The 25,583-nt window shown below is 71.1% G+C and carries 22 protein-coding genes; 10 read left to right on the top strand and 12 right to left on the bottom strand.

All coding sequences use genetic code 11. From position 1 onward, the window contains the following. Positions 1 to 21: 21 nt before the first annotated feature. Genes AB0I98_RS35840 through ureA form a run of 3 tightly spaced genes read right to left on the bottom strand, consistent with a single transcriptional unit; the run spans position 22 to position 3,424 of the window. Complete coding sequence (locus AB0I98_RS35840; protein ID WP_362949215.1) at positions 22 to 1,065, bottom strand: agmatine deiminase family protein; 1,044 nt, start codon at positions 1,063 to 1,065, stop codon at positions 22 to 24. Between the two features lie 8 nt (positions 1,066 to 1,073). Beyond that, positions 1,074 to 2,747 carry an urease subunit alpha gene (locus tag AB0I98_RS35845; RefSeq protein ID WP_362949216.1) on the bottom strand — a complete coding sequence of 558 codons (1,674 nt, stop codon included), beginning with the start codon at positions 2,745 to 2,747 and terminating at the stop codon, positions 1,074 to 1,076. Next, positions 2,744 to 3,424, bottom strand: a complete 681-nt coding sequence (ureA, locus tag AB0I98_RS35850) for an urease subunit gamma (protein ID WP_362949218.1) — start codon at positions 3,422 to 3,424, stop codon at positions 2,744 to 2,746. Before ureA ends, AB0I98_RS35845 begins: the two co-directional genes overlap by 4 nt. A gap of 127 nt (positions 3,425 to 3,551) precedes the next feature. Here ureA and AB0I98_RS35855 point away from each other — a divergent pair, with 127 nt between their 5' ends. After that, positions 3,552 to 4,997 (top strand): cytosine permease, encoded by a 1,446-nt coding sequence (locus tag AB0I98_RS35855; protein WP_362949220.1) that lies wholly within the window; start codon positions 3,552 to 3,554, stop codon positions 4,995 to 4,997. Here the strand turns inward: AB0I98_RS35855 and AB0I98_RS35860 are convergent. Then, positions 4,973 to 5,536, bottom strand: coding sequence for a hypothetical protein (locus AB0I98_RS35860; RefSeq protein WP_362949222.1), 564 nt, complete (start codon positions 5,534 to 5,536; stop codon positions 4,973 to 4,975). The genes AB0I98_RS35855 and AB0I98_RS35860 overlap by 25 nt on opposite strands. A 121-nt stretch (positions 5,537 to 5,657) precedes the next feature. Here AB0I98_RS35860 and AB0I98_RS35865 point away from each other — a divergent pair, with 121 nt between their 5' ends. Next, a complete protein-coding gene (locus tag AB0I98_RS35865; protein ID WP_362949223.1) occupies positions 5,658 to 6,791 on the top strand; it encodes a serine hydrolase domain-containing protein in 1,134 nt (377 codons plus the stop codon). Positions 6,792 to 6,853: 62 nt separating this feature from the next. Here AB0I98_RS35865 and AB0I98_RS35870 read toward each other — a convergent pair whose 3' ends face one another. Further along, a complete protein-coding gene (locus AB0I98_RS35870) occupies positions 6,854 to 7,942 on the bottom strand; it encodes a branched-chain amino acid aminotransferase (protein ID WP_362949225.1) in 1,089 nt (362 codons plus the stop codon). A gap of 237 nt (positions 7,943 to 8,179) precedes the next feature. Next, entirely contained in the window at positions 8,180 to 9,223 is a 1,044-nt protein-coding gene (locus AB0I98_RS35875) for a 3-isopropylmalate dehydrogenase (protein WP_362949227.1), read from the bottom strand. Positions 9,224 to 9,364: 141 nt separating this feature from the next. Here AB0I98_RS35875 and AB0I98_RS35880 point away from each other — a divergent pair, with 141 nt between their 5' ends. Then, positions 9,365 to 10,933, top strand: a complete 1,569-nt coding sequence (locus tag AB0I98_RS35880; RefSeq protein WP_362949229.1) for a metallophosphoesterase family protein — start codon at positions 9,365 to 9,367, stop codon at positions 10,931 to 10,933. A gap of 67 nt (positions 10,934 to 11,000) precedes the next feature. On the opposite strand, the gene AB0I98_RS35885 is transcribed toward AB0I98_RS35880, so the two are convergent. After that, positions 11,001 to 11,132, bottom strand: coding sequence for a hypothetical protein (locus tag AB0I98_RS35885; RefSeq protein ID WP_301984497.1), 132 nt, complete (start codon positions 11,130 to 11,132; stop codon positions 11,001 to 11,003). Positions 11,133 to 11,460: 328 nt separating this feature from the next. On the opposite strand from AB0I98_RS35885, the gene AB0I98_RS35890 reads away from it, so the two are divergent. After that, a complete protein-coding gene (locus tag AB0I98_RS35890) occupies positions 11,461 to 11,667 on the top strand; it encodes a DUF5988 family protein (RefSeq protein WP_362949231.1) in 207 nt (68 codons plus the stop codon). A gap of 1 nt (position 11,668) precedes the next feature. On the opposite strand, the gene AB0I98_RS35895 is transcribed toward AB0I98_RS35890, so the two are convergent. The 3 genes from AB0I98_RS35895 to AB0I98_RS35905 all read right to left on the bottom strand — a co-directional run bounded on the left by AB0I98_RS35895 (position 11,669) and on the right by AB0I98_RS35905 (position 15,173). Continuing rightward, positions 11,669 to 12,496, bottom strand: a complete 828-nt coding sequence (locus AB0I98_RS35895; RefSeq protein WP_362949233.1) for an alpha/beta fold hydrolase — start codon at positions 12,494 to 12,496, stop codon at positions 11,669 to 11,671. An 87-nt stretch (positions 12,497 to 12,583) separates the two neighbouring features. Continuing rightward, entirely contained in the window at positions 12,584 to 14,215 is a 1,632-nt protein-coding gene (gene pruA, locus AB0I98_RS35900; protein ID WP_362949235.1) for an L-glutamate gamma-semialdehyde dehydrogenase, read from the bottom strand. A 31-nt stretch (positions 14,216 to 14,246) separates the two neighbouring features. Next, positions 14,247 to 15,173 carry a proline dehydrogenase family protein gene (locus tag AB0I98_RS35905; RefSeq protein ID WP_362949237.1) on the bottom strand — a complete coding sequence of 309 codons (927 nt, stop codon included), beginning with the start codon at positions 15,171 to 15,173 and terminating at the stop codon, positions 14,247 to 14,249. A 106-nt stretch (positions 15,174 to 15,279) separates the two neighbouring features. Here AB0I98_RS35905 and AB0I98_RS35910 point away from each other — a divergent pair, with 106 nt between their 5' ends. From AB0I98_RS35910 to AB0I98_RS35930, 5 genes are all read left to right on the top strand, one after another. Further along, a complete protein-coding gene (locus AB0I98_RS35910; protein ID WP_362949239.1) occupies positions 15,280 to 16,497 on the top strand; it encodes a helix-turn-helix domain-containing protein in 1,218 nt (405 codons plus the stop codon). Positions 16,498 to 16,585: 88 nt separating this feature from the next. Next, on the top strand, positions 16,586 to 18,073 hold the full coding sequence (locus tag AB0I98_RS35915; RefSeq protein WP_362949241.1) for an ABC transporter substrate-binding protein: 1,488 nt from the start codon (positions 16,586 to 16,588) through the stop codon (positions 18,071 to 18,073). Further along, positions 18,070 to 19,848, top strand: a complete 1,779-nt coding sequence (locus AB0I98_RS35920) for an ABC transporter permease subunit (RefSeq protein WP_362949243.1) — start codon at positions 18,070 to 18,072, stop codon at positions 19,846 to 19,848. Before AB0I98_RS35915 ends, AB0I98_RS35920 begins: the two co-directional genes overlap by 4 nt. After that, complete coding sequence (locus AB0I98_RS35925) at positions 19,817 to 20,776, top strand: ABC transporter ATP-binding protein (RefSeq protein WP_362949244.1); 960 nt, start codon at positions 19,817 to 19,819, stop codon at positions 20,774 to 20,776. Before AB0I98_RS35920 ends, AB0I98_RS35925 begins: the two co-directional genes overlap by 32 nt. Further along, positions 20,763 to 21,470: a dipeptide/oligopeptide/nickel ABC transporter ATP-binding protein gene (locus AB0I98_RS35930; RefSeq protein ID WP_362949246.1), complete on the top strand. Its 708-nt coding sequence runs from the start codon at positions 20,763 to 20,765 to the stop codon at positions 21,468 to 21,470. Before AB0I98_RS35925 ends, AB0I98_RS35930 begins: the two co-directional genes overlap by 14 nt. Here AB0I98_RS35930 and AB0I98_RS35935 read toward each other — a convergent pair. Then, positions 21,424 to 22,008, bottom strand: a complete 585-nt coding sequence (locus AB0I98_RS35935; protein WP_362949248.1) for a TetR/AcrR family transcriptional regulator — start codon at positions 22,006 to 22,008, stop codon at positions 21,424 to 21,426. The genes AB0I98_RS35930 and AB0I98_RS35935 overlap by 47 nt on opposite strands. A gap of 84 nt (positions 22,009 to 22,092) precedes the next feature. Here AB0I98_RS35935 and AB0I98_RS35940 point away from each other — a divergent pair, with 84 nt between their 5' ends. Beyond that, positions 22,093 to 23,622, top strand: a complete 1,530-nt coding sequence (locus AB0I98_RS35940) for an MFS transporter (protein WP_362949249.1) — start codon at positions 22,093 to 22,095, stop codon at positions 23,620 to 23,622. A gap of 8 nt (positions 23,623 to 23,630) precedes the next feature. Here the strand turns inward: AB0I98_RS35940 and serA are convergent, their stop codons facing one another. Next, positions 23,631 to 25,220 carry a phosphoglycerate dehydrogenase gene (gene serA, locus AB0I98_RS35945; RefSeq protein WP_362949250.1) on the bottom strand — a complete coding sequence of 530 codons (1,590 nt, stop codon included), beginning with the start codon at positions 25,218 to 25,220 and terminating at the stop codon, positions 23,631 to 23,633. Positions 25,221 to 25,583: the final 363 nt, after the last annotated feature.

The raw sequence follows: 25,583 nt of genomic DNA on the forward strand, positions 1-25,583 counted from the left end.
CAGTACGTTCACCCGTACGTTCTACCTGACCGGCACCCTGGGCTGCTGCTGGGTGATGCAGTGGATGCCGCCGCCGCCCGCGAAGATCGTCCGGGCGTCCACGAGCGTCACCGTCCGCTCCGGGAACAGCCGGCGGAAGATCCCGGCCGCGATCTCGTCGCGGGGGTCGTCGAAACCGCAGAGCACCACGCCGCCGTTGCAGAGGTAGTGGTTGATGTAGGAGTAGTCGGCCCAGTGACCGTCCGCCTCAAGGACGGTCGGGGCGGGCACCTCGACGACCTCCAGCCGGCGGCCGCGCGCGTCCGTCTGGGACGTCAGCAGGCCGACGACCTCCTTCGTCACCTCGTGGTCGGGGTGCGCCGGGTCCGGCTGCACATGGGCCACGACCACACCCGGGCGGGCGAAGGCGGCGACGATGTCGACGTGGCCCAGGGTGCCGAAGCCGTGGGGCGGGTAGTCGCCGGTGAGGCCGCGCGGCAGCCAGATCGCCTTGCGGGTGCCGAGGTGGGCGTGGATCTCCGCCTCGACCTGCTCCTTCGTCCAGCCGGGATTGCGCTCGGGGCCGAGCTGGACCGTCTCGGTCAGCAGCACCGTGCCCTCGCCGTCGACGTGGATCGCACCGCCTTCGTTGACGAGTTTCGAGGCGTACGTCTTCACCGCACCCGCGAGGTCCGAGACACACGCGGCGATCTTCGCGTCGCGCTCCCAGCGGGCCCAGCTCTGGGCGCCCCAGCCGTTGAACGTCCAGTCGACGGCGGCGAGTTCACGCCCGTCGGTCAGGAAGGTCGGCCCGATGTCCCGCATCCAGGCGTCGTCGAGTTCGCGCTCGACGATCTCGATGCCGTCGCCGAGCAGGGCTCGGTCGGCCTGCCCCGGGCCGCACACCACCGTCACCGGCTCGAACCGGCGGATCGCCCGGGCGACCGACGCCCACGCGGCACGGGAGTCCGCCAGGTCCTCCGGGTCCTCGAAGGTCGGGTTCGGACCCGGCCATGCCATCCAGGTGCGCTCGTGCGGAGCCCACTCGGCGGGCATGCGGAAGCCGTCGGAGGCGGGAGTGCTCACAGGGTTCCTCACAGGAAGTACAGGCGGTTGAGGGAGACCGAGTCGGCGGGCTCGGAGCGGAGCGGATCGCCGTCGAGGGTGACCAGGCCGGTGCGCTGGTCCACCTCGACGGTTCCGGTACGGGAGTTGCGGCGCAGGTCGGCCGGTCCGATACCGCGCGTGCCGCGCACGGCGACCCTGCGGCGCCGCGTCGGCATCGAGTCGTCGCCCTGGTCGACGGCGGCCTGGGCGACGAAGGCCACGGAGAGGTCGGCGGGGGTGGCGCCGTACGCCCCGAACTGCGGTCCGAGGACGAGGGGTTCGCAGGTGTCGGTGGCGGCGTTGGGGTCGCCGACCACGCCGTACGCCGGGAAGCCCGCCTTCAGTACGAGCTGCGGCTTGGCGCCGAAGTACTCCGGCCGCCACAGCACGATGTCGGCGAGCTTGCCGACCTCGATGGAGCCGACCTCGTGGGAAAGTCCGTGCGCGATGGCCGGGTTGATCGTCAGCTTGGCCATGTAGCGCAGGACGCGTTCGTTGTCGTGGCCGTCGTCCGGGGCGCCGAGCTCGGCCTTCATCTTCCCGGCCATCGCGAACGTACGGCGCACCGTCTCGCCCGCGCGTCCCATGCCCTGCGCGTCCGACGAGGTGATGCCGATCGCGCCCAGGTCGTGCAGCACGTCCTCGGCGCCCATGGTCCCGGCGCGGATGCGGTCGCGGGCCATGGCGGCGTCGCCCGGCAGGTCGGTCTTCAGGTCGTGGACGGAGACGATCATGCCGTAGTGCTCGGCGACCGCGTCCCGGCCGAAGGGCAGGGTGGGGTTGGTGGAGGAGCCGATGACGTTCGCGACGCCCGCCATTTTCAGCACGTTCGGCACATGTCCGCCGCCGCAGCCCTCGATGTGGAAGGCGTGGATCGTACGCCCCTCCAGGACCCGCAGGGTGTCCTCGACCGACAGGCACTCGTTCAACCCGTCGCTGTGCAGGGCGACTTGGACATCGTGCTCCTCGGCGACCCGCAACGCCGTGTCCAGCGCCCGCGTATGGGCGCCCATGTCCTCGTGCACCTTGAAGCCACAGGCGCCCCCTTCGGCCAGGGCCTCCACCAGGGGCGCTTCGTGCGACGACGAACCCCGGCCCAGGAAGCCGATGTTGACCGGCCAGGCGTCGAAGGCGTTGAACGCATGCCGCAGCGCCCAGGGCGAGTTGACCCCGACGCCCCACACGGGCCCGAACTCCTGCCCGATGATGGTGGTCACCCCGGACGCCAGTGACGCCTCCATGATCCGCGGCGACAGCAGATGGACGTGCGTGTCCACGGCACCGGCGGTGGCGATGAGCCCCTCGCCGGACACGATCGACGTGCCCGTGCCGACGACGACATCGACCCCGTCGAGGGTGTCCGGGTTCCCGGCCCGCCCGATGGAGCAGACGCGTCCCTCACGGATGCCGATGGAGACCTTCCGGATTCCCTGCACGGCGTCGATCACGACCACGTTGCTGATCACGACGTCACAGGTCTCCCGCACGGCGGCTGCCTTGAGGTGCAGCCCGTCGCGCGCGGTCTTGCCGAACCCGGCGAGGAACTCGTCGCCGTAGCGCTGCGAGTCGTCCTCGACGCGGATCACCAGACCCGAGTCGCCGAGGCGGACGCGGTCGCCCGCGCGCGGGCCGTGGGTGGCTGCGTACTCGTACGGATTCACCGCTCGACTCCCAGATATCCGCAGGCGGCGGCCCTGCGCAGGGCCTCTTCCTTCACCCCCGGCGCGTCCAGCGCCCCGTCGACCAGACCGGCGAACCCGATCGCGATCCGCTCACCCCCGATGGGCACGAGCCCGACCTCGACGCTCTCCCCCGGCCCGAACCGCACCGACGACCCGGCGGGCACGGCGAGCCGCATGCCGTAGGCCTTCTCGCGTACGAAGTCCAGGCGCGGGTTGGCCTCGAAGAAGTGGAAGTGGGACGTCACCGAGACCGGCACGGTGGCGGTGTTGGTGACCTGCAGCCGTACGACCGCCTCGGGCTCGGCGTGTTCCGGTCCCGGCAGCAGCGCACCGGGGGCGCCCTCCCCCAGACCGCCCCCGATCGGGTCCGAGACCACCGCGAGCCGCGAACCGTCGTCGAAGACGGCCTCGACATGCACCTCGGTGACGACGTCCGCGACGCCCGGCAGCACGTCATCGGGTCCCAGGACCGACCGGGCCCGCTCGATGGCCTCGGCGAGCCGGACGCCGTCCCGGGCCGCCTCGCAGACGGTGTCCGCGATGAGCGCGGTGGCTTCCGGCACATTGAGCCGGAGCCCTCGGGCCCGGCGTGCGCGGGCCAGCTCGGCGGCCCCGAAGAGCAGCAGCCGGTCGCGTTCGGTGGGGGTCAGCCGCATGTCGTTCCCTTCGTTTCGAGCGTCACTCTAAACATGAACGCACGAGAACGGAAGGGTTGACGTCTCCCATCACATAACTCACATTGAGTGGCGTTCTAAGTGTCGGGCAAGGCGAAGGAGACCAGGTATGCCGATGGAACAGCGCGGAGTCGACACCGTCCCCGACGAGGAACGCACCAGTTCCCCCCGCGACCTCGTCTCGATCCTGCTCGGCTCGAACCTCTGCCTGGGCGTGATCGTCTTCGGCTGGCTGCCGCCGTCCTTCGGCCTCGACTGGTGGGCGTCGGTGAGCTCGATCGCCGTGGGCACGGTGCTCGGCACGCTGTTCACGGCTCCGCTGGCGCTGGTCTCCCTGCGCACCGCGACGAACCTGTCGACGTCGTCCGGCGCCCAGTTCGGCGTGCGCGGCCGGTTGGTCGGCTCGGTCGTCGGCCTGCTGCTGGCCCTCGGTTACACCGCCCTGACCCTGTGGATCGGCGGTGATGTGATGGTGAGCGTCCTGGGCCGGCTGTTCGGACTGCCGACTGATGGAATGTCATATGGCACTGTGTACGGGCTGCTCGCCGCGGCGACTGTCGCGGGCGCGATCTACGGCTACCGCGTGCTGCTCGCCATGTCCCGCGTCCTCGCGATCGGCATGACGGCCCTACTGCTGCTCGGCGTCTTCGCGTACGCCCCGGACTTCACGACGGGCGCGCTGCCGGAGGCGGGCGGGTATCTGCTGGGCGGGTTCTGGCCGACGTGGCTGCTGGCGATGGTGGCGGCGGGCCTGTCCGGGCCGATCGCCTTCATCACCCTCCTCGGCGACTACACCCGGTACATCTCACCCGCCCGCCACACATCTCGCCGGGTCCTGCACGCGACCTGGCTCGGGCTGCTGCTGGGCCTGCTGATCCCCCAACTCTTCGGCACCTTCACGGCGTACGCGGCACGCGCGGCCCTCGACTACGCGGGCCCGCTGGTGGATGCCGCCCCCACCTGGTACCTGCTGCCTCTCCTGCTGGCCGCCTCCGCGGGCTCGGTCGGCAACGCGGGCCTGATGCTGTACTCCATGGGCCTCGACCTGGACGCGATCGTCCCGCGTGCCTCCCGCGCACGGGCGACCTGTGCCGTCGCGGTCATCGCCACGGCCTGTGTGTTCGTCGGGCACTACGCGTGGGAGGCCCAGTCGGCGATGACGTCTTTCGTGCTGCTGCTGACGGCGATCGGCACGCCGTGGGCGGTGATCACCCTCATCGGCCATGTCCGCTGCGGCGGCGCCTACGACGCGGAGGCCCTCCAGGTCTTCAACCGCCGCTCCCGGGGCGGCATTTACTGGTACCGGGCAGGCTGGCACATCCCGGCGACCGTGTCCTGGGCGGCCGGCGCGGTGACCGGTCTGCTGGCCGTGTCCCTGCCGTCGTACGAGGGCCCGCTGCTGGCCCTGACCGGCGGGGTCGACTGCAGCTTCCTGCTGTCGGGCGCGGTGGGCGGGATCGGCTACCTGGCGCTGACGGCGCGGGCGGGTCGTACGCCGGTGGCCGCCGAGGGTGTCGAGGGCACCAAGGCTCAGCGCGCCTCGGTGACGTCGTAGGCGGTCCGCGACTGCCGTATCTCCTCGTCGTCGGTGAGATCGCCGCTCGCCAGTGCCCCGCCGAGGAGGGCGGTCAGGATCACGGCAGCGGCGACCGGCGCCCACCGCAGTGGCCGTGGACGCCGCAGCGGCACGGCCTCCATCGGCTCGCTCCGGGCCGGCGGCGTCACCACTGCGGGGCGCCAGGCGGGGCTCCCCGCGTCCACCGCAGCAAGCCCGACGGAACCTCCCGCGTCCACCGCAGCGCGTCCCGCGTCCGCCGCCCCGCAAGCGATACGGCTGCGTGCGTCCAGCCACGCCTCGGCCTCCGCCCCGCGCACCCCGCACGCCGCCACGAACGCGGCGACGAGTTCCGCGCGGGGCAGCCGTTCGCGGCCCAGCATGGTCGCCGCCGTGGAGTACGGCAGGGTGTGGCCCGCGTCCGCCGCGCGGCGTTCCAGGCGGCGGTAGCTGAGGCCCGACCAGGCCTTGAGGCGGCGCAGTGCGGCGACGAAGGCGGCGGCGTCGGTGTCGGGCGGTGTGGGCGGTGCGGTGGTCATCGTGATCCCCCCTGGTGAGCTGGACGTACACAGGTTCGCACAAGCTCGAACGCCCTGACAGCTTGAGCAACGGCGAGAGCGGCGGTCAACCTCGGTGCGGATTCCCGCCGTTGGAGGTCACATGGGTCCGTCTCTCCGCTCCCGCTCCCGCCGCCGCCTCGCCGGCGCTGCCGCCGCCGTACTGGCGCTGCTGCTGCTCGGCGCTCCCCCGGCCGAGTCACGACCGCCGCACGACGGCGACTCGGTCGCCGACTTCGTCCACCGCACCTGGCCCAAGGGCGCCGGCGGCACCGTGCTCGCCGCACACGGTGACGAACTCGCGTACTGCGGCGGGTTCGGCACGTCGAACCGCGCCGCCGGCACCCCCGCGAGCTGCCGCACGGTGTACGACGTCGGGTCGGTCACCAAGCAGTTCACGGCGGCCGCGATCGTGAAACTGGAGGCGATGGGCCGGCTCCGGGTGAGCGACCGCATCGGCCGGTACCTCGGACCGGTGCCGGACGACAAGCGCGCCATCACGATCGAGCACCTGCTCACCCACACGTCGGGCCTGATCGAGGGGCTCGGCGACGACTACGACGCCCTCTCGCGCGACGAACTGGTGCGCGGGGCGCTGGCGTCGAAGCTCCGGTCGGCGCCGGGAGCGGAGTTCTCCTATTCCAACACCGGCTACAGCCTGCTCGCCGCGATCGTCGAGAAGGCGTCCGGGGAGGGCTACGAGCCGTTCCTGGCCCGGCATCTGTTCGCCCCGGCCGGCATGACCCGGACCGGGTACGTGCTGCCCCGGTGGCCACGGCATCTGGTCGCCGTGGAGTACGACAGCGCGGGCCGGAGCCAGGGCAGGCCCTTCGACCACCCGTGGGCCGCCGACGGGCCGTACTGGAACCTGCGCGGCAACGGCGGCATGCTCTCCACCGCGGGCGACATGCTCCGCTGGCACCGCGCTCTGCTGGGCGACGAGATCCTGTCGGCGCGGGCCAGGGACAAGCTGTTCGAGCCACGCGTGCCGGAGCCCGACTCGGACGACTCGTACGGCTACGGCTGGACCATCAGCGACACCCCCGACGGCCCGGTGGCCTGGCACGACGGCGGCAACGACTGGTCACTGGCGCTGCTCGGCCGCTCCCTGCGCGACGGCGTCCTCGTCTTCTGGGTGAGCAACCACGCCTACCGGGACGGGAAGTGGAACCTCGACGACCGGGCGGGAGAGCTGACCGAGGGCATCCTCGATCGGGTGCGGGGCGAGAGGTCCTGAGAAGGCGAAGCCCGCCCCGGACACGACCTTCCGGGGCGGGCTTCGGCGTGCGCGGTGTGCGCTCAGCCCAGCGGGTGCATCCAGCCGTGCTTGTCCTCCGTGACACCGCGCTGGATGTCCAGCAGCGCCTGACGGAGCTTCAGCGTGACCTCGCCCGGCTCGCCGCCCGACTGCTGCCACTCGGCGCCCTCGCGCTTGACGGTGCCGACGGGGGTGATGACGGCGGCGGTGCCGCAGGCGAAGACCTCGGTGAGGGTGCCGTTCTCGGCGTCGCGCTGCCACTGGTCGATGGAGACGCGGCCCTCCTCGGAGCTGTAGCCGAGGTCGCGGGCGACGGTGAGCAGGGAGTCGCGGGTGACGCCCTCGAGGATGGAACCGGTGAGCGCGGGGGTGACGATCTTGTCGCCGTACACGAAGTACAGGTTCATACCGCCGAGTTCCTCGATCCACTTGTGCTCGACGGCGTCGAGGTAGCAGACCTGGTCGCAGCCCTTGGCGGCGGCCTCGGCCTGGGCGAGGAGGGAGGCCGCGTAGTTGCCGCCCGTCTTCGCGTCGCCCATGCCGCCGGGGACGGCGCGGACGCGGTCCTCGGAGAGCCAGATGGAGACCGGCTTCACGCCGCCGGGGAAGTAGGCGCCCGCGGGAGAGGCGATGGCCAGGAAGAGGTACTCGCCGGCCGGCTTCACGCCCAGCCCGACCTCCGTGGCGATCATGAACGGCCGCAGATACAGGGACTCCTCGCCGCCGTGCGCCGGAACCCAGGCCGCGTCCTGCTTCACCAGCGCGTCGCACGCCTCGATGAACGTCTCGACCGGCAGCTCCGGCATGCCGAGGCGGCGGGCGGACGCCTGGAAGCGCTTGGCGTTCTTGTCCGGGCGGAACATGGCCACGGAGCCGTCGGGCTGGCGGTAGGCCTTCAGTCCCTCGAAGATCTCCTGCGCGTAGTGCAGGACCATGGTGGCGGGGTCGAGGGAGAGCGGCGCGTACGGGACGAGCTGGCCGTCGTGCCAGCCGCGGCCCGCCGTCCACTTGATGACCACCATGTGGTCGGTGAAGTGGCGGCCGAACCCGGGGTTGGCCAGGATCGCCGCACGCTCCGCGTCGGAGAGTGGCGAGGCCGAGGGCTTGAGCTCGATCGTGGGCGTCGTCATGAGTTGTCCTTCACCGGTTGTGTGTGACGGGCCGCGCTCACGCCAGTACTGCCAGTGGCCAGTGCTAGGACGTCCGAGCATTCCCTCATACCGCGGCTCCGCGTTCGATTATCGCAAGCGCGGGCCGTGGAAGATATCGGCGTGAATGCGACCCAGAGGATGATGGTGGCACCCGGCGGGGACATAGAAAAGCCGCCGGGTACTTGAAGACCCGGCGGCTTGTTGTAGCGCGGCGGGTCAGCCGGCTACTCGTACCGCGAGTGCGTCGCCGATCTCGGCGGTGCTGCGGGCGGGCTTGCCGGTGCGCTCGGCCAGGTCGACGGAGACCGCCTCGTCGATCCGGGCGGCCTCGGCCTCGTAGCCGAGGTGGCGCAGGAGCAGGGCGACGGACAGGACCGTGGCGGTGGGGTCGGCCTTGCCCTGGCCCGCGATGTCGGGCGCGGAACCGTGGACCGGCTCGAACATCGAGGGGAACTCGCCGGACGGGTTGATGTTCCCGCTCGCGGCGACGCCGATGCCGCCGGAGACGGCGGCGGCGAGGTCGGTGATGATGTCGCCGAAGAGGTTGTCGGTGACGATCACGTCGAACCGCTCGGGCTGGGTGACCAGGTAGATGGTCGCCGCGTCGACGTGCATGTACTCGGTGGTGACCTCGGGGAACTCCTCGGCCACCTTGTTGAAGATGTTCGTCCACAGGTGACCCGCGAAGGTCAGCACATTGTTCTTGTGGATCAGTGCGAGCTTCTTGCGGGGACGAGCCTGCGCACGGGCGAACGCGTCGCGCACCACGCGCTCGACACCGAAGGCCGTGTTCACGGAGACCTCGGTGGCGACCTCGTGCTCGGTGCCCTTGCGGATGGTGCCGCCGTTGCCGGTGTACGGGCCTTCGGTGCCCTCGCGGACCACGACGAAGTCGATGGACGGCTCACCCTTCAACGGCGTGTCCACACCCGGAAGCAGCTTCGACGGACGCAGGTTGACGTGGTGGTCGAAGAGGAAGCGGAGCTTCAGCAGGAAGCCGCGCTCCAGCACGCCGGATGGGACCGAGGGGTCGCCGATGGCGCCGAGCAGGATGGCGTCGTGCTTCCTCAGGGCGTCCACGTCCGCGTCGGTGAGGGTCTCACCGGTGGCGTGGTACCGCTGGGCGCCGAAGTCGTACTCCTTCGTCTCCAGCTTCACATCCTGCGGGAGGACGGCGGAGAGGACCTTCAGGCCTTCGGCCACGACCTCCTGGCCGATGCCGTCACCGGGGATCACTGCGAGATTGAGGCTGCGAGACATATCGGCACCCTACCTCTCGTCCCATGGGATGACACAAGGAGTCCGGGATGCGGACAGACGGCCGACGGCAACACCACGGCGTCGGCCTCCGTTCACCCGTACGTATGGCGGGTGTTGGGCTTCGCTGGGAAGTTCACAGCCATGGACCTTCCCGACTTCGGTATTCCGCCGCAGCTCGCGCGCCGGATGAGCATGGCCGAGCAGCACGAGTACCTGCGCACCAGACTGACCCGCCGCCGCACGCTGGTGACGGCGGGCGCGGTATCGGGCGGACTGCTCACCGGATGTTCGGAATCGGGAACGACGACGACCAAGCCGTCACCCTCCGCCACGACCTCCGCCACCACCAAGGTCCCCGGCTCCGTCGTCACCCCCTTCGGCCGCCATCTCGCCTTCGGCGCCGACCCGAAGACGCAGATGCGGATCTCCTGGCAGGTTCCGGCCGCGGTGAAGAAGCCGTACGTCCGGATCGGCACCCGGCCCGAGGAGCTGAGCCGGAAGATCGAGGCCGAGGTGCGCGATCTGCACACCCCCGAACTCCAGGGCGTGCGCCCGGCGTTCGAGCAGTACTACGTGCACGCGGCCCTGGACGGCCTGCGCCCCGGCACCACGTACTACTACGGCGTCGGCCACGACGGCTTCGACCCGGCCTCCCCGGACCGCCGCTCGACGATCAGCTCCTTCCGCACGGCGCCGGCGACTCCCAAGACCTTCGTCTTCACCGCGTTCGGCGACCAGGGCGTGGGCAAGGACGCGGCAGCCAACGACCACGTACTGCTCCGCCAGGACCCCGCCTTCCATCTGCACGCCGGCGACATCTGCTACGCGAACGTCAACGGCCGGGGCAAGGAGTCGGACTCCTACGACCCCGGGCACTGGGACCTGTTCCTCAAGCAGACGGAGACGGTGGCCAGATCGGTGCCGTGGATGGTGACCACCGGCAACCACGACATGGAGGCCTGGTACTCGCCGGACGGCTACGGCGGCCAGGCGGCCCGCTTCTCCCTCCCGGACAACGGCTTCGACCCGCGCAGCGCCCCGGGCGTGTACGCGTTCACCTACGGAAACGTCGGTGTGGTGGCGCTGGACGCGAACGACGTGTCGTACGAGATCCCGGCCAACCTCGGCTACACGGACGGCCGGCAGACGAAGTGGCTGGACGAGAAGCTGCGTGAACTGCGGTCGTCCGCGGACGTCGACTTCATCGTCGTCTTCTTCCACCACTGCGCCTACTCCACGTCGACCCACGCCTCCGACGGCGGCGTACGCGCCGAGTGGCTGCCGCTGTTCGCGCGGCACGAGGTGGACCTGGTGATCAACGGACACAACCATGTGTACGAGCGGACGGACGCCATCAAGAACGGCGAGGTCGGCAAGCCGGTACCGATCGGCGAGTCGACGGATCCGACGCGCGACGGGATCGTGTACGTCACCGCGGGCGGCGGCGGCAAGGATCTGTACGGCTTTCCGGTCGGCGCTGAGGAGAGTTACGAGGGTCATGTCCGCGAGCGCGAGTCGGTGACGACCTTCCAGTGGACCAGGTCACGGCTCGCCAAGACGGAGACCGTGGAGTGGTCGCGGGTGCGCTACCGGGGCTTCTCCTTCCTCTCGGTGGAGGCAGAGAGCGGTGCGGCACCCCGGCTGAAGGTGTCGGCGCTGGCGCAGAGCGGCGAACGCATCGACCACTTCGAGGTGCGGCGCGGAGCATAGGCCCCGCACCGCACCCCGTACGGGCGCGGCTCCCGGTATGGGGTTTCTCTGTGCGACAGGCGCCGGCTCAGTGGCCCGTCGCGCCGCCGTTGTCCCGGCGGTCGAGGGCGCGCTGGAGGGCGGCGGCCGCGTTCTTGCGGTCGGACTCGCTCGTGCGGGAGAGGTGACGGACTCGACGGCGGGCGGTCGTCTCGGCCATGAGAAATCGACTCCTTCGAATAATCCTGGAGTTCGGGCAGGGGTTACGAGACGCCGGGTGGGGCGGGGAGCGGTGGCCGCAGGGGTTGCCTGCACGGGGCCCGGCTCACGTCCGCCATTCGCTTGATCGAGCGAGACGTTCGGCTCCTACAAAGTTAAGGGAGGACGGAGCGTCTGTCTCCACAATTACTCGGACTTCCTACTATCTGAGACGGCGGATTACGTCACACCGCGCTGACCTGGGATTTCACCGGATCCCCCTCCCCCACACGACTGATCCTTTTCGCGGCATGCGACTTCGTCCCGCGGCAGCGGGAACCCGTGACCTCATGAGTGACACGGCCAAGGCACTGCTCGCGGGCGGCCCCGACGATCTGCCCGAGCGGATCGTCCCGGCCCCGCCCCCGGGGACAGACGTGAAGATCAAGTTGCGCGGCGGATACGAGCACTTCCGGGCGACCGAGCGGCACGAAGACACGACGGAGGGCCGGCTGCCCGTGTACGAGTGGTGGGAGCGGACGGAGATCGCCGAGTAGGTCACCGCAGCGCCGGCACGACCGCCTCCCGAAAGCCCTTCGGATCCTCCACCCACGGCAGGTGCCCGGCCTCCGGCAGGCTCACCCGGCGGACGTTCGGCAGGGCCCGCTCCAGGGAGTCGACGGCTGAGCGCGGGCGGATGTCCTGGGCACCGTCGACGATGAGGACGGGCAGGTCCAGGGCGCGGCAGGCGTCGTACAGCTGAGGGGCGCCCCAGGTGCGCCGGCTCTCGGCGTTCAGGGCCGTGTTGCACTCGGTGTTGATGCCGAACCAGGGGTCGGCCATCCGCCCGGCATGCTCCAGCGCCCGCTCACGGTCCTCGAACTCGGCGGACCACTGGAGCACCGCACGCTCCCGGTCCTCCTTGGGCAAGTCCTGCCAACGGGACAGCCGTTCGGGATCCTCACCGAGCCGCGCGAGGAAGTTCTCCTTGACGGGGCCGTGCCAGTCCGACTCCGGCACGATGCCCGTACCGCTGACGTAGATCAGCGCATCGACCCGTTCCGGACGGTCCAGCGCATAGCTCAACGCCAGCTGCGCGCCCCAGGAATGGCCGAGCAGCGCCATCCGGTCGAGGCCGAAGTGCCGTCGTACGGCGTCCAGGTCGGCCACGAAACGCTCGGTCGTCCATGGCCCCGCGCACCGCTCCGAACGCCCGCAGCCGCGCTGGTCCCAGCGCACGACCGTGGCCGTGTCGGCGAGCAGGGAGGCCACGTCCTCGAACATGTCCCACAGTCCCGGTCCGCCGTGGCACAGCACCAGCGGCTCGCCCCGGCCCGACCGGCTCGCCCACAGCCGTACGCCGTCGTCCGTCGTGACGGTCTCCATGGGTGTCCAGTGTGCCCGCCGGGGCATGGAAACCGCCCCCGCTCCGGAGGGGGGATCCGGAACGGGGGCGGAGTTTCGCCGGGGCCGTCAGCCCATGTGCGGGTAGGTGTAGTCGGTCGGCGGGACCAGCGTCTCCTTGATGGCGCGGGTCAGGGTCCAGCGCATCAGGTTCTGCGGAGCGCCGGCCTTGTCGTTGGTGCCGGAGGCACGGCCGCCGCCGAAGGGCTGCTGGCCGACGACGGCGCCGGTCGACTTGTCGTTGATGTAGAAGTTGCCGGCCGCGTAGCGCAGCTTGTCCATCGTGTACGCCGCCGCCGCGCGATCGCCCGCGATGACCGAGCCGGTGAGGGCGTAGTCGGTGACCGACTCCATCTGGGTCAGCATCTCCTCGTACCGGTCGTCCTCGTAGACGTGCACCGCGAGGAACGGGCCGAAGTACTCGGTGGTGAAGACCTCGTTGGCCGGGTCCGTGCACTCGACGACCGTCGGGCGGACGAAGTAGCCGACCGAGTCGTCGTAGGCGCCGCCCGCGACGATCGTGCAGGTCGGGTCCTCCTTGGCCCGGTCGATCGCGGCCTTGTTCTTGGCGAAGGCGCGCTCGTCGATGACCGCGCCGATGAAGTTCGACAGGTCGGTGACGTCGCCCATGGCGACGCCGTCGACCTCGGTCGCCAACTCGTCACGGAAACCGGAGTTCCAGATCGACGCCGGGATGTACGCCCGGGAGGTCGCCGAGCACTTCTGGCCCTGGTACTCGAAGGCGCCGCGGGTGAGGGCGGTCTTCAGGATCGCGGGGTCGGCGCTCGGGTGGGCGACCACGAAGTCCTTGCCGCCGGTCTCGCCGACGATGCGCGGGTAGGAGCGGTACTTCTCGATGTTGGCGCCGACCGTCTTCCACAGGTACTGGAAGGTCTTGGTCGAGCCGGTGAAGTGGATGCCGGCGAGGTCGCGGTGCTCGAGGGCGACCTTGGAGACCTCGATGCCGTCGCCGGTGACCAGGTTGATGACGCCCTTGGGCAGGCCCGCCTCCTCCAGCAGCTGCATCAGCAGCACGGCGGCGTGGGTCTGCGTCGGGGACGGCTTCCAGACGACGACGTTGCCCATCAGGGCGGGGGCGGTGGGCAGGTTGCCCGCGATCGCCGTGAAGTTGAACGGCGTGATCGCGTAGACGAAGCCCTCCAGCGGGCGGTGGTCGAGGCGGTTCCAGACGCCCGGGGAGTTGGCGACCGGCTGCTCGGCGAGCAGATCGCGGGCGTAGGCGACATTGAAGCGCCAGAAGTCGATCAGCTCACAGGGCGTGTCGATCTCCGCCTGCTGGGCGGTCTTCGACTGGCCGAGCATGGTGGAGGCGGCCAGCGTCTCCCGCCACGGGCCGGACAGCAGCTCGGCCGCGCGCAGGATGATCGCGGCACGGTCGTCGAACGACATCGCACGCCAGGCCGGAGCGGCGGCGAGGGCCGCGTCGATGGCGTCCTGCGCGTCCTGCTGGGTGGCGTTGCCGTACGTGCCGAGACGCGCCTTGTGGTTGTGCGGCTGCACGACGTCGAACCGCTCGCCGCCGCCCATCCGCTTCTCGCCGCCGATCGTCATCGGCAGGTCGACCGGGTTCTCGGCCAGCTCCTTGAGCCTGGCCTCCAGCCGGGCACGCTCGGGCGAGCCGGGGGCATAGCCGTGCACCGGCTCGTTGACGGGGGTGGGGACCTGGGTCACAGCGTCCATAAGTTCCGTAACTCCTTACTGAGCGGGTGGGTCAGCCCTTGGTGAGGGTCGAGCGAGCGAAGAAGAGCAGGTTGGCCGGCTTCTCCGCGAGCCGTCGCATGAAATAGCCGTACCAGTCGGTGCCGTAGGCGGTGTAGACGCGCATGCGGTGGCCCTGGGCGGCGAGCCGGAGGTGCTCGTCGCTCCTGATGCCGTAGAGCATCTGGAACTCGTACTCGTCGAGTTTGCGCCGGGCACGCCGGGCCAGTTCCTGGGCGATGGAGATCAGGCGCGGGTCGTGGGACCCGATCATCGGGTACCCGTCGCCCTCCATCAGAACCTTGAGGATGCGGACGTACGCCTTGTCGGTCTCGTGTTTCTGCTGGTAGGCGACGTCGGCGGGCTCCTTGTACGCGCCCTTCACGAGCCGTACGCGGCTGCCGTTCGCGGCGAGGCGGCGGGCGTCGGCCTCGGTGCGGAAGAGGTAGGCCTGGATGACGCAGCCGGTCTGCGGGAACTCCTTCCGCAGCTCGTCGTGGATCGCGAACATCGAGTCGAGGGTGGTGTGGTCCTCCGCGTCCAGGGTGACCGTGGTGCCGATCGCGGCGGCGGCCTCGACGACGGGACGGACGTTGGCCAGTGCCAGGTCGTGACCGCCGTCCAGCGCCTGGCCGAACATCGACAGCTTCACGGACATCTCGGCACGGGCGCCCAGCTCCAGCTCCTTGAGCCGGTCGATCAGCTCCAGGTAGGCGTCGCGGGCCGCCTCGGCCTGCTCGGGGTTGGTGATGTCCTCGCCGACGACGTCCATGGTCAGCTCCAGGCCCTTGGACGTCAGGTCCTGGATGATCGGCACGACCTCGTCGACCGTCTCACCGGGGATGAAGCGGTCGACGACCTGCTTGGTCACCGGGGCCGCCGAGATCAGGCGTCGCATCCGGTCGCTGCGCGACGCGGCAAGAATCACGGGACCCAGCACGGGGCACCTCCACAAACAGCAGATAGAACCACCGTGAAACCTAAGGATCCCTCCGATCGTCGGCCATCGACAGCTGTCACGCATCCGTGCCGCAGATCTCAGACAGATGTATGAAGGCCCGGTGATTCTGCGGGAGAATGCCCGAGTGACGGCCGACACTCCTTCTTTTCACCGAGCGGACGACTACCAAGAGCTGGTCGACGAGATCTCCGAGTTGCTCGGCGTCCCCGCGACGCTGGAGAACCGCGACTTCGAGCTGATCGCCTTCGGCGCGTACGACAGCGAGGACGAGCTGGATGCGTCCGCCCTGGACCCGGTGCGCGCCCGCTCGATCCTGACCCGGCGCTCGACGGCGGCGGTCCGGGCGTGGTTCGAGGGGTTCGGCATCACCCGCGCGACCGCCCCGGTCCGCATCCCGCCCACTCCGGAGGCCGGGGTCCACCGGGGACGGATCTGTCTCCCCGTACGCCATCGGGGTGTCGTCCTCGGGTACGTCTGGCTGCTCGAGGGCGAGCCGGGCCCCACCGAGCAGCAGCTCGCCGCCGCGATGGATGTGACCGGGCGGATCGGCGCACTGCTTGCCGACGAGGCGCAGGCGGGCGCGGATCTCACACGGGAGCTGCGGGAAGTGCTGACCGCCGAGCGCGGCTGGCAGCGGGACATGGCAGTGGCGGCGCTGCGTACGGCCCTCGGCCCGCGCGGCGAAGGCCTGCACGCCGTCGTGTGCATCGCGCCCTGGCCGTCGCCCGACCCGGACGACGCCCCGTCGGCCCGTACGGTCCCGCACGCGACGGCGCTGTGCACGGTCCCGTGGGGCACCGCCGGCCAGAGCCTCGCCGTACTGGTCCGGCTGCGGTCACCGGACGCCCGGACCCCGGCGCTGGCGGCGGCGACACGGCTGCTCAAGGAGGGGGCGGGCGCGGCCGGGGTCGGCGAACCGCGCACCGGACTCGCCGAGTTGGGCACCGCCTGGCAGGAGGCCTCGGCAGCCGCGCGCGCCGCCCTGGCCGAACCCCGGTTCGGTCCGGTGGCCGAGTGGCACCGCATCGGCCCGTACCGGCTGCTCACCTCGCTGCCCCCGGACGCCACCCACGACCCGGCCGTCACCCCTCTCCTCACCCCCGCCCACCGCGACCTCGCCCGCACCGCCGAGGTCTACCTCGACTGCGCCGGCCAGGCCGCCCGCACCGCCGCCGAACTGGGCATCCACCGGCAGACGCTCTACTACCGCCTCTCCCGCGTCGAGAAGTTGACCGGCCTGGACCTGGACGACGGCGAGCACCGGTTGCTGCTGCACATGGCGCTGAAAGCGGCAAGGCTGTAGATCCGGACACTCTTCTGAAAACGATTGTCATCATGCTACGGTCGTCGCACGCTCAACCTTTGACCACCCCTTTACTCGGAGTGTCCCCGTGCGCGTCCCTGCCCGCTTGCTCTCCCTCACCGCGGTCTCTGCCGCCTCCGTGCTGCTCACCGGTTGTTTCTCGGGCTCGGGGTCCTCCGCCGGGGACGACGGCAAGCGCATCCGCGTCGCCCATATGCAGCCGCCGCGCTCAGGTCTCTCCCCGCTCTCCGACGACGCCTTCAAGCTGTCGCGCTGGTCGACAGCGGAGACGCTGGTGAAGCTGGACGCGGAGGGCGACGCCGAACCCGCGCTGGCCACCAAGTGGCGGCAGTCCGGACGGACGTGGACCTTCGAGATACGCGACGGCGTCACCTTCCACGACGGAACCGCGCTGGACGCCGAGGCCGTCGTGCGGTCGCTCACCGCTGCGGCCGCCGCCTCCCCCAAGCCCCGCATCCTCGACGGCGTCGAGCTGACCCTGAAGGCACAGGGCTCCGGCACCGTCACGGTCACCACCGCCGACGAGGACCCTCTCGTCCCGCAGCGGCTCAGCTCGCCCCAGCTGTCGATCCTCGCCGCGAAGGCGTACACCGGAAAGACGGTCAGTCCCCTCGGCGCGGGCACCGGCCCCTTCGAGCTGACGAAGGTCAACGGCACCGTGTCCGCCTCCCTCGATCGCTATGACGACTACTGGGGCAAGAAGGCCAAGGCCCCCGGTATCGACGTGAAGTTCGTGCCGGACGGCACCGCCCGCGCCGCCGCCCTGCGCAGCGGCGAGGCCGACATCGTCGAGGCCGTCCCGGTGTCGCAGGCCGCGCTGCTGGACGAAGAGCTGATCACCGAGGTCCCGATGCCGCGGACCAACACGCTCTACCTCAACACCGAGAAGGGCGTCTTCAAGGACGCCTCCCTGCGGGCCGCCGCCCGCGAGGCCATCGACGCCGAGTCGATCGTGAAGGGCGTGTACGAGGACCGCGCCGATGTCGCCGAGGGGCTGCTCGGACCCGCGCTGCCGTGGGCCGCCGGCCTGCGCACCGAGGTGAAGCGGGCGGCGGCGAAGAAGGCCAGCGGCCAGACCATCACCATCGGCACCTTCACCGACCGCGCCGAACTGCCCGAGGTCGCCGCCACCCTGCAACAGCAGCTCCAGAAGGCCGGCTTCAAGGTGAAGCTGGACGTCCGGGAGTACGCCAACATCGAATCCGACGCGCTGGCGGGCGAGTTCGACGCGTTCATCCTGTCCCGGGCCACCGTCCTCGACTCCGGCGACCCGACCGCGTACCTCTACAGCGACTTCGCCTCCGACGGCTCCTTCAACATCTCCCAGCTCGCGGACGACTCCGTGGACAAGGCGCTGAAGAGCGCGGGCGAGACCGCGGTGGGCGACGCGCGCCGCAAGGCCGTCATCGCGGGCGAGGCCGCCGTGCTGGCCACCGACGCCGCCGTCCCGATGCTCCACGAGCGCGTGATCCAGGGCGACGCCACCGGTGTCGTCGACGCCGCGCACGACCCGCGCGAGCGTGAGCTGGTCACGGCGGACACGTACGTCAAGTGAGGCCGACCGCCGCTGGGGTGACCCGGGTTCTCTGTCTCGTCGCGGTCCTGGCCGCCGTAGGACTGCTGCCCTGGCTCTCCGGCAGGGACCCCGCGCTGACGGTGCTGCGGGCGCGCTCCGCCGAGCAGGAGCCGACGAAGGAGGCGCTGGACGCCGTACGACAGGATCTCGGTCTGGACGCCGGTCCCCTTTCACTGCTGGGGAGTTGGGCCTCCGATCTGGTGCGCGGGGACCTCGGCCTGTCGTGGGTGTCCGGCACCGAGGTCCTGCCGTCGGTGACCGCCGGGCTCCAGGTGTCGCTGGGGCTGATGGGCGCGGCCTTCGGTTTCGCGGTGGTGCTGGCCTGCGTGCTGGTCGCGCCGGTGCTGGTACGGGGGCGGGGGTCGGCCGGGGCGGGGGCCGCGATGCTGGCCGCCGTACCCGAATTCCTGCTGGCCACCGTGGCGTTGCTGGTCTGCGGGGTGTGGCTGGGCTGGCTGCCGACCTCGGGCTGGCAGGGGCCGCAGTACATGGTCCTGCCCGCGCTCGCGCTCGGCGTCCCGGCGGGCGGCGTCCTCGGCCGGCTGGTCGCGGACGCGCTGCCCGCCGTGCTGGACGAGCGGTGGGTGGAGCTGTGGCGGGGCGCCGGGGTGAGCAGGGCGCGCATCTCGGCGGCGGCGCTGCGGCGTGTACTGCCGCCGCTGGTACCGCAGTTCGGGATGGCCGCCGTCGGTCTGACCGGGGGCGCGGTCGCGGTGGAGACGGTGTTCGCCGTGCCGGGCATCGGGCGTACGGCGCTCGGGGCCGCCAAGTCGCAGGATCTGCCGCTGCTCCAGGGGGCGGTGCTGGCCCTGCTGGCGCTGGGGCTGGTGACGGGTGCCGTCGCGGCTCTGTTGCGGCGGCGGCTGCTGGGGCCCGCGCTGCGTGACGCCGAGCTGTCCCTGCCGCCGGTCCGGCCGGTCCGTACCCATCCGGCCATCCCGATGACGCTGTTCACGGTCCTGGCCGTGGCCATCGGCTGGGGTCTGCTGCGCGATCCGTACGCCGTGAACACCGCCGCCCGGCTGGCCTCGCCCTCCTGGGCGCACCCGCTCGGCACCGACGGACTCGGCCGTGACGTACTGGCCCGGCTCGGGCACGGCGCCGCTCCGACGGTCGGCACGGCGGCCGCCGTATGCCTGGCCAGCCTGCTGCTCGCGCTGGCCCTCGGCTTCCTGCCGGGCGTCGCGGCGGGCGCGTCGGACATCGCGAACGCGCTGCCGCCGGTGATCGTCGGAATCCTGGTCGCGGCTGCCGCCGGGCCCGGCACCGGCGGTGCGGCCTTCGCGGTCGCGCTGATCTCCTGGCCGCCGTTGGCCGCCCATGCGGCGGCGCTGGTGCAGGAGGTGCGCGCGTCGGCGTTCCTCACCGCGCAGCGGGCCATCGGGGCGACGCCGTGGTGGATCCTGACCCGGCATGTGCTGCCGTCCGTGGCCGCGCCGGTCGCCCGGCACGCCCTGCTGCGGCTGCCCGGCATGGCCCTCGCACTGGCCTCGCTGGGCTTCCTGGGCCTGGGCGCACAGCCGCCGGCACCCGAGTGGGGTCTGCTGCTCGACGAGTCGCGCGCCTATGTGGAACGGGCGCCGTGGGCCGCCCTCGCGCCCGCCGTGGCGCTGGCCGTGCTGGCGGGGCTCGCGGTGTCGGGAGCGTCGTATGCGCAAGGAAGGCAGGTCACCCGCGTGAAGCGGGCGACCCGTGTGCCCGGCGTTGGGAAGGAGGCCTCCGATGGAGTCGGACGTGCTGTTGTCGGTGCGTGATCTGCGGATCGCCTTCGACGGGGTGGAAGCCGTGCGCGGGGTGTCCTTCGAGGTGCGCCCGCGTGAAGTCCTCGCCGTGGTGGGCGAGTCGGGCGTGGGCAAGTCGCTGACGGCGCGGGCGCTGCTGGGCATGCTGCCGGCGGAGGCGACGACGAGCGGCACGATCCGGCCCGACCTCACGTCCCAGCGGGGACGCCGTATCGCGCTCGTCCCGCAGGACGCCCTCTCCGCCCTCTCCCCCGTGCACCCGGTGGGCGACCAACTCGCCGCCGCCGTACGGTCAGTGGCCCGCGTCTCCCGCCAGGAGGCCCGGGCGCGGGCGGTGGCGGCGCTCGACCGGGTGGGGATCCCGGATGCGGCGCGCAAGGCGCGGGCGTATCCGCACGAGTACTCCGGCGGCATGCGTCAGCGCGCGGTCATCGCGATGGCCACGGTCAACGAACCGGACATCGTCGTCGCCGACGAGCCGACCACCGCGCTCGACGAGGAGCACCGGGACCAGGTACTCCGGGTGCTCGCCGAGCAGCGCGAGGCGGTCGGGGCGGCGCTGGTGCTGGTGACGCACGACATGGACGTCGTACGGGAGCACGCCGACCGCGTGCTGGTGATGTACGCCGGGCGCGTCACCGAACTCGGCCCGGCGGACGAGGTGTTGGCGCGTCCCCGGGCGCCGTACACGGCGGGCCTGCTGGCCTCGCTCCCGGACGGCGGACCCAGGCGTCGCCGTCTTCCCGCCCTCCCGGGCACCCCGCCCGCTCCGGGCGCCCTCCCGCCCGGCTGCGCCTTCGCGCCGCGCTGCTCGCTCGCGGCGGACGCGTGTCACGAGACGGAACCGGAGCCCCAGCAGGTGGAGGGACGGCTGATCGCCTGCCACCGCTGGGCCGACGTCCCCGACCTGCTCCAGGAGACGCACCGTGCCTCTTCTTGACGTCCGCGACCTGGTCGTCCGCTATGGCACGGTCACGGCGGTGGACCACCTGTCCTTCGCGCTGGAGGCGGGCGAGACCCTCGCCCTGAACGGCCCTTCCGGCTGCGGCAAGTCGTCCACCGCGCTGGCCGTGCTCCAGCTGCGCCGCCCGGACGGCGGTGAAGTGCACTTCGAGGGACGGGAGTTGACGCGCCTGACAGACCGCGAACTGCGCCCTCTCCGCCCCCGGATGCAGCCGGTCTTCCAGGACCCGTACGGCTCCCTGAGCCCCCGCCACCGCATCCGCGACGCCATCGCCGAGCCCCTGAAGATCCACGGCCGCTGGACCCCCACGGACGGCCCCGCCCGCGTCGCCGAACTCCTCGACCGGGTCGGCCTCGACGCCTCATACGGCGACCGCCACCCGCACGAACTCTCCGGCGGCCAGTGCCAACGCGCCGGAATCGCCCGCGCGTTGGCCTCCGACCCGCGCCTGCTGATCCTCGACGAGCCGGTGTCGGCCCTGGACCCCTCGGTCCGCGCCGGCGTGCTGAACCTGCTCGCCGACCTCCAGGACGACCTCGGCCTCGGCTACCTGTTCATCTGCCATGACCGGGCGGTCGTACGGCACTTCGCGGACCGGGTCGTGGAGATGCGGGACGGCCGCATCACGTCCGAGTGGCGCCTTCCATCACCTGACGCAGTCCCTCAGTGAGCGCGTCGGCGTCGGGCGCGCGCTCGGGGTCGAAGGTCCACTGTGCGATGAGGCCCGTCATCAGGGTCGTGTAGAACCTGCCGAGCGTGTCCAGGGTCTTGTCGGGGATCTCGTCCTCCGGCACCCCCATGAACAGCGCCACGAGAGCGCGCTCGGCGTCCCGCTGCTGCGCCGCCAGATGGTCGCGCACGGCGGGCAGCTGATCCCCCATGGCCACGATCTCCACGCTGAGCCGCCACATCGAACCGGGCCCCCGCATGGTGCCGATGATGTTCGACCACACTTCCTGGAAGCGCTCGACGGAGCCGGGCGCGGTCGCGCTCTCGACAGCCCCGTCGCCGTCGAAGGCGTCGGAGAGCTCCCCGACCAGCGCGAGATAGGCCTCCGCCAGCAACGCGTCCTTCGAGCCGTAGTGATAGCCGATCGACGCCAGGTTCGTCCCCGACTCCTTGACGATGTCGCGCGCGGTCGTGCGCACGAATCCCTTCGCCAGCAGGCAGCGCTTGGCGCCTTCGAGCAGATCCTCACGGTGTCCCATGACGCCCACGTTACTCCGGATCCATACGGCCGTCCTATACAAGCGTCATAGACAAGCGTTTAAGACGTGTGTACATTCCCCGGCATGACAACGAACACGACTCCACCCACCCGTGCCGGCCGCCGCGAATGGACGGCGCTCGGCGTGCTGATGCTGCCGCTGCTGCTGGTGTCGATGGACGTCTCGGTCCTCTACTTCGCCATCCCGGCGATCAGCGCGGACCTGGAGCCGACCGGCACCCAGCAGCTGTGGATCTTCGACATCTACGCCTTCGTCCTGGCCGGCCTGCTGATGACGATGGGCTCGCTCGGCGACCGCATCGGCCGGCGCAAGCTGCTCCTGATCGGCGCGGCCGCTTTCGGGGCCGCCTCACTGGCCGCGGCGTACGCTGACAGCGCCGAGATGCTGATCGTGGCCCGCGCGGTCCTCGGCATCGGCGGCGCGACCCTGATGCCGTCCACGATGGCGCTGGTCCGCACGCTGTTCACCGACCCGGCGCAGCGGACGAAGGCGATCGCCCTGTGGTCCGGCGTGATGACGGCCGGCGTCGCGCTCGGCTCGGTGCTGAGCGGCGTACTGGTCGAGTTCTTCTGGTGGGGCTCGGTCTTCCTGGTCAACCTGCCCGCGATGGCCCTGCTGCTGGTCCTCGGCCCGGTCCTGCTCCCCGAGGCGAAGAACCCCGAGCCCGGCCGCTTCGACTGGCCCAGCATCCCGCTGTCCATGGCCGCGGTGCTGCCCGTGGTCTACGGCCTCAAGGAGATCCCCTCGGAGGGCTGGAACGTCCGCTACGTCGTGTCGATCACCGTCGGCCTGCTCTTCGCCGCGCTCTTCGTCCACCGCCAGCGCACGACCGCCGCGCCGATGATCTCCCCGGACCTGTTCCGCCGCCCCGGCTTCGCACCGGCCCTCACGCTCTACCTGATCACCATGTTCGCGATGATGGGCTCGGCGTACTTCACCACCCAGTACATCCAGTCGGTCCTCGACAAGAGCGCCCTGGAAGCGGCCATGTGGGCCCTGCTCCCCTCGGTGCCGATCGGCCTCGCGGCACCCCTGTCGACCCAGCTGGTGCACAGGGGCCTGAGCCGCGTGCACGTCGTCACCGCCGGCTTCGCGATCGCCGCCTGCGGCTACGTCCTGCTGGCCCTGACCGGAACGGACTCCATGTGGCTGCTCCTGACCGCGTGCGGTGTCCTCGCCTCCGGCGTCACCCTCGTCACGGTCCAGATCGCGGACCTCGCGCTGAGCGCGGCCCCGGTGGAACGGGCGGGCGCCGCCTCCTCACTCATGGAGACCGGCGCGGAGTTCGGCGGCGCCCTCGGCATGGCCCTGCTCGGGTCCATCGGTACGGCCGTCTACCGCCACGAGATCCCGGCCTCGGCGCCGGACGCGGCCCGCGAGACGCTGGGCGGTGCGCTGGCGGTCGCCGACCGGTTCCCGGGCCTGGCCACCACGGCCCGCGAGGCGTTCACCCACAGCATGCAGGGGGCGGCGATCGCGGGAACGGTACTGCTGGCCGGGGCCGCGTGCCTGACTCCCCTGGCTCTGCGCCGGACGCGTCGGCACGGCAAAACGCCGGCCGAGCCGAGTTCCCTCAGCCCGTCCGGCGTTTGAGGACAACCTCAGGCCAGGTTCACCGCGCGAGCGGACGTCGCCCCGATCTCCGCCTCGACCTCGGCCAGCACCCCGGAGGGCACCGTGTCGTCGACCGTCAGGACGGCCAGCGCCTCGCCACCGGCGACGGCTCGCGACACCTGCATGCCGGCGATGTTGATGCCGGCTTCGCCGAAGATGCGGCCGACGGTGCCGACGACACCCGGCCGGTCCTCGTAGCGCAGCACCACCATGTGGTCGGCGAGCGCGAGGTCGACGTCGTAGTCGCCGACCGCGACGATCTTCTGCAGGTGCTTGGGACCGGCCAGCGTGCCGGAGACCGAGACCTCCTCGCCGCTGCCGAGCGTGCCGCGCACGGTGACGACGTTGCGGTGGTCGGGGGACTCCGAGCTGGTGGTCAGCCGCACCTCGACGCCGCGCTCCTGGGCGAACAGCGGGGCGTTGACGTACGACACCGTCTCGTCGACGACGTCCTCGAAGACACCCTTGAGGGCGCTGAGCTCCAGCACCTTCACATCGTGCTGGGTGATCTCGCCGTACACCTCGACGTCGAGGCGGACAGCGACCTCACCGGCGAGCGCCGTGAAGATCCGGCCGAGGCGCTCGGCGAGCGGCAGGCCCGGCTTGACGTCCTCGGCGATGACGCCGCCCTGGACGTTCACCGCGTCCGGGACCAGCTCACCGGCGAGCGCGAGGCGCACCGAGCGGGCGACGGCGATACCGGCCTTCTCCTGTGCCTCGTCGGTGGAGGCACCGAGGTGCGGGGTGGAGACGACCTGGTCGAACTCGAACAGCGGCGAGTCCGTGCAGGGCTCCTTCGCGTACACGTCGAGACCGGCACCGGCGACCCGGCCCTCCTTGAGGGCGGAGTACAGCGCCTCCTCGTCGACGATCCCGCCGCGCGCGGCGTTGACGATGCGCACGCTCGGCTTGACCTTGCGCAGCGCCTCGTCGCCGATCAGACCGAGGGTCTCGGGGGTCTTGGGCAGGTGGACGGTGATGAAGTCGGAGACCGCGAGCAGCTCGTCCAGCGACAGCACCTTGACGCCCATCTGCGCGGCCCGCGCGGGCTGCACATAGGGGTCGTAGGCGACGACCTTCATCCCGAACGCCGACATGCGCTGGGCGACGAGCGCGCCGATGCGGCCGAGGCCGACCACACCGAGGGTCTTCTCGGCCAGCTCGACGCCGGTGTACTTGCTGCGCTTCCACTCGCCGTTCTTCAGCGCGGCGTTCGCCTGCGGGATGTTGCGGGCGGTGGCGAGGATCAGACCGCAGGCCAGCTCGGCGGCGGTCACGATGTTCGAGGTGGGGGCGTTGACGACCATCACGCCGGCCTTGGTGGCGGCGGAGACGTCGACGTTGTCCAGGCCGACGCCGGCTCGTGCGACGACCTTCAGTTTGCTCGCGGCGGCGATCGCCTCGGCGTCCACCTTCGTGGCCGAGCGGATCAGGATCGCGTCGACGTCGGCGATGGCGGGGAGCAGTTCGGCTCGGTCTGCTCCGTTGCAATGCCGGATTTCGAAGTCCGGCCCCAACGCGTCGACGGTGGCGGGCGACAGCTCTTCAGCAATGAGTACGACGGGGTTCGAGCTCACGTGAGTCCTCACATGTCCAATGCGGACGGCCGTCCCGACGGCCGCATGCGGTGGAGGGGTGCTTGGCCGCGTGGAGACGCACGACGCTGTGGGCCTGACGCGTATGTAGTACGGCAGTGTAGTGCTGCGGCGGAGGTCGTCTTACGGCTCTGGGGAAGGATCACCCGGACGTGGGTGGCCACAAAACCAGCCCCTTGGGGGTCCCCCCTCTGGGGGAGTTTGAGGAGCGGGGTCCGGGGCGGAGCCCCGGGGGGGGCCCCCCGCACCCGCGGCCCCCCACCCCCGCGGCCCGCACCCCCCGGCGGCCTCGAAGACCCACAGAAACAAGGTCGCCTGCGGGGACGGGGGCGTCGGGCCCGCCAC

Origin of the sequence: Streptomyces sp. NPDC050211 (genome assembly GCF_040656035.1) — a bacterium.
Lineage (GTDB): Bacteria > Actinomycetota > Actinomycetes > Streptomycetales > Streptomycetaceae > Streptomyces.

Excerpts from the sequence above, each read along its gene's own strand:
- ureA (WP_362949218.1), bottom strand. The coding sequence starts at position 3,424 with ATGCGGCTGACCCCCACCGAACGCGACCGGCTGCTGCTCTTCGGGGCC.
- AB0I98_RS35855 (WP_362949220.1), top strand. The coding sequence starts at position 3,552 with ATGCCGATGGAACAGCGCGGAGTCGACACCGTCCCCGACGAGGAACGC.
- AB0I98_RS35860 (WP_362949222.1), bottom strand. The coding sequence starts at position 5,536 with ATGACCACCGCACCGCCCACACCGCCCGACACCGACGCCGCCGCCTTC.
- AB0I98_RS35865 (WP_362949223.1), top strand. The coding sequence starts at position 5,658 with ATGGGTCCGTCTCTCCGCTCCCGCTCCCGCCGCCGCCTCGCCGGCGCT.
- AB0I98_RS35870 (WP_362949225.1), bottom strand. The coding sequence starts at position 7,942 with ATGACGACGCCCACGATCGAGCTCAAGCCCTCGGCCTCGCCACTCTCC.
- AB0I98_RS35875 (WP_362949227.1), bottom strand. The coding sequence starts at position 9,223 with ATGTCTCGCAGCCTCAATCTCGCAGTGATCCCCGGTGACGGCATCGGC.
- AB0I98_RS35880 (WP_362949229.1), top strand. The coding sequence starts at position 9,365 with ATGGACCTTCCCGACTTCGGTATTCCGCCGCAGCTCGCGCGCCGGATG.
- AB0I98_RS35885 (WP_301984497.1), bottom strand. The coding sequence starts at position 11,132 with ATGGCCGAGACGACCGCCCGCCGTCGAGTCCGTCACCTCTCCCGCACG.
- AB0I98_RS35890 (WP_362949231.1), top strand. The coding sequence starts at position 11,461 with ATGAGTGACACGGCCAAGGCACTGCTCGCGGGCGGCCCCGACGATCTG.
- AB0I98_RS35895 (WP_362949233.1), bottom strand. The coding sequence starts at position 12,496 with ATGGAGACCGTCACGACGGACGACGGCGTACGGCTGTGGGCGAGCCGG.
- pruA (WP_362949235.1), bottom strand. The coding sequence starts at position 14,215 with ATGGACGCTGTGACCCAGGTCCCCACCCCCGTCAACGAGCCGGTGCAC.
- AB0I98_RS35910 (WP_362949239.1), top strand. The coding sequence starts at position 15,280 with ATGTATGAAGGCCCGGTGATTCTGCGGGAGAATGCCCGAGTGACGGCC.
- AB0I98_RS35925 (WP_362949244.1), top strand. The coding sequence starts at position 19,817 with ATGGAGTCGGACGTGCTGTTGTCGGTGCGTGATCTGCGGATCGCCTTC.
- AB0I98_RS35935 (WP_362949248.1), bottom strand. The coding sequence starts at position 22,008 with ATGGGACACCGTGAGGATCTGCTCGAAGGCGCCAAGCGCTGCCTGCTG.
- AB0I98_RS35940 (WP_362949249.1), top strand. The coding sequence starts at position 22,093 with ATGACAACGAACACGACTCCACCCACCCGTGCCGGCCGCCGCGAATGG.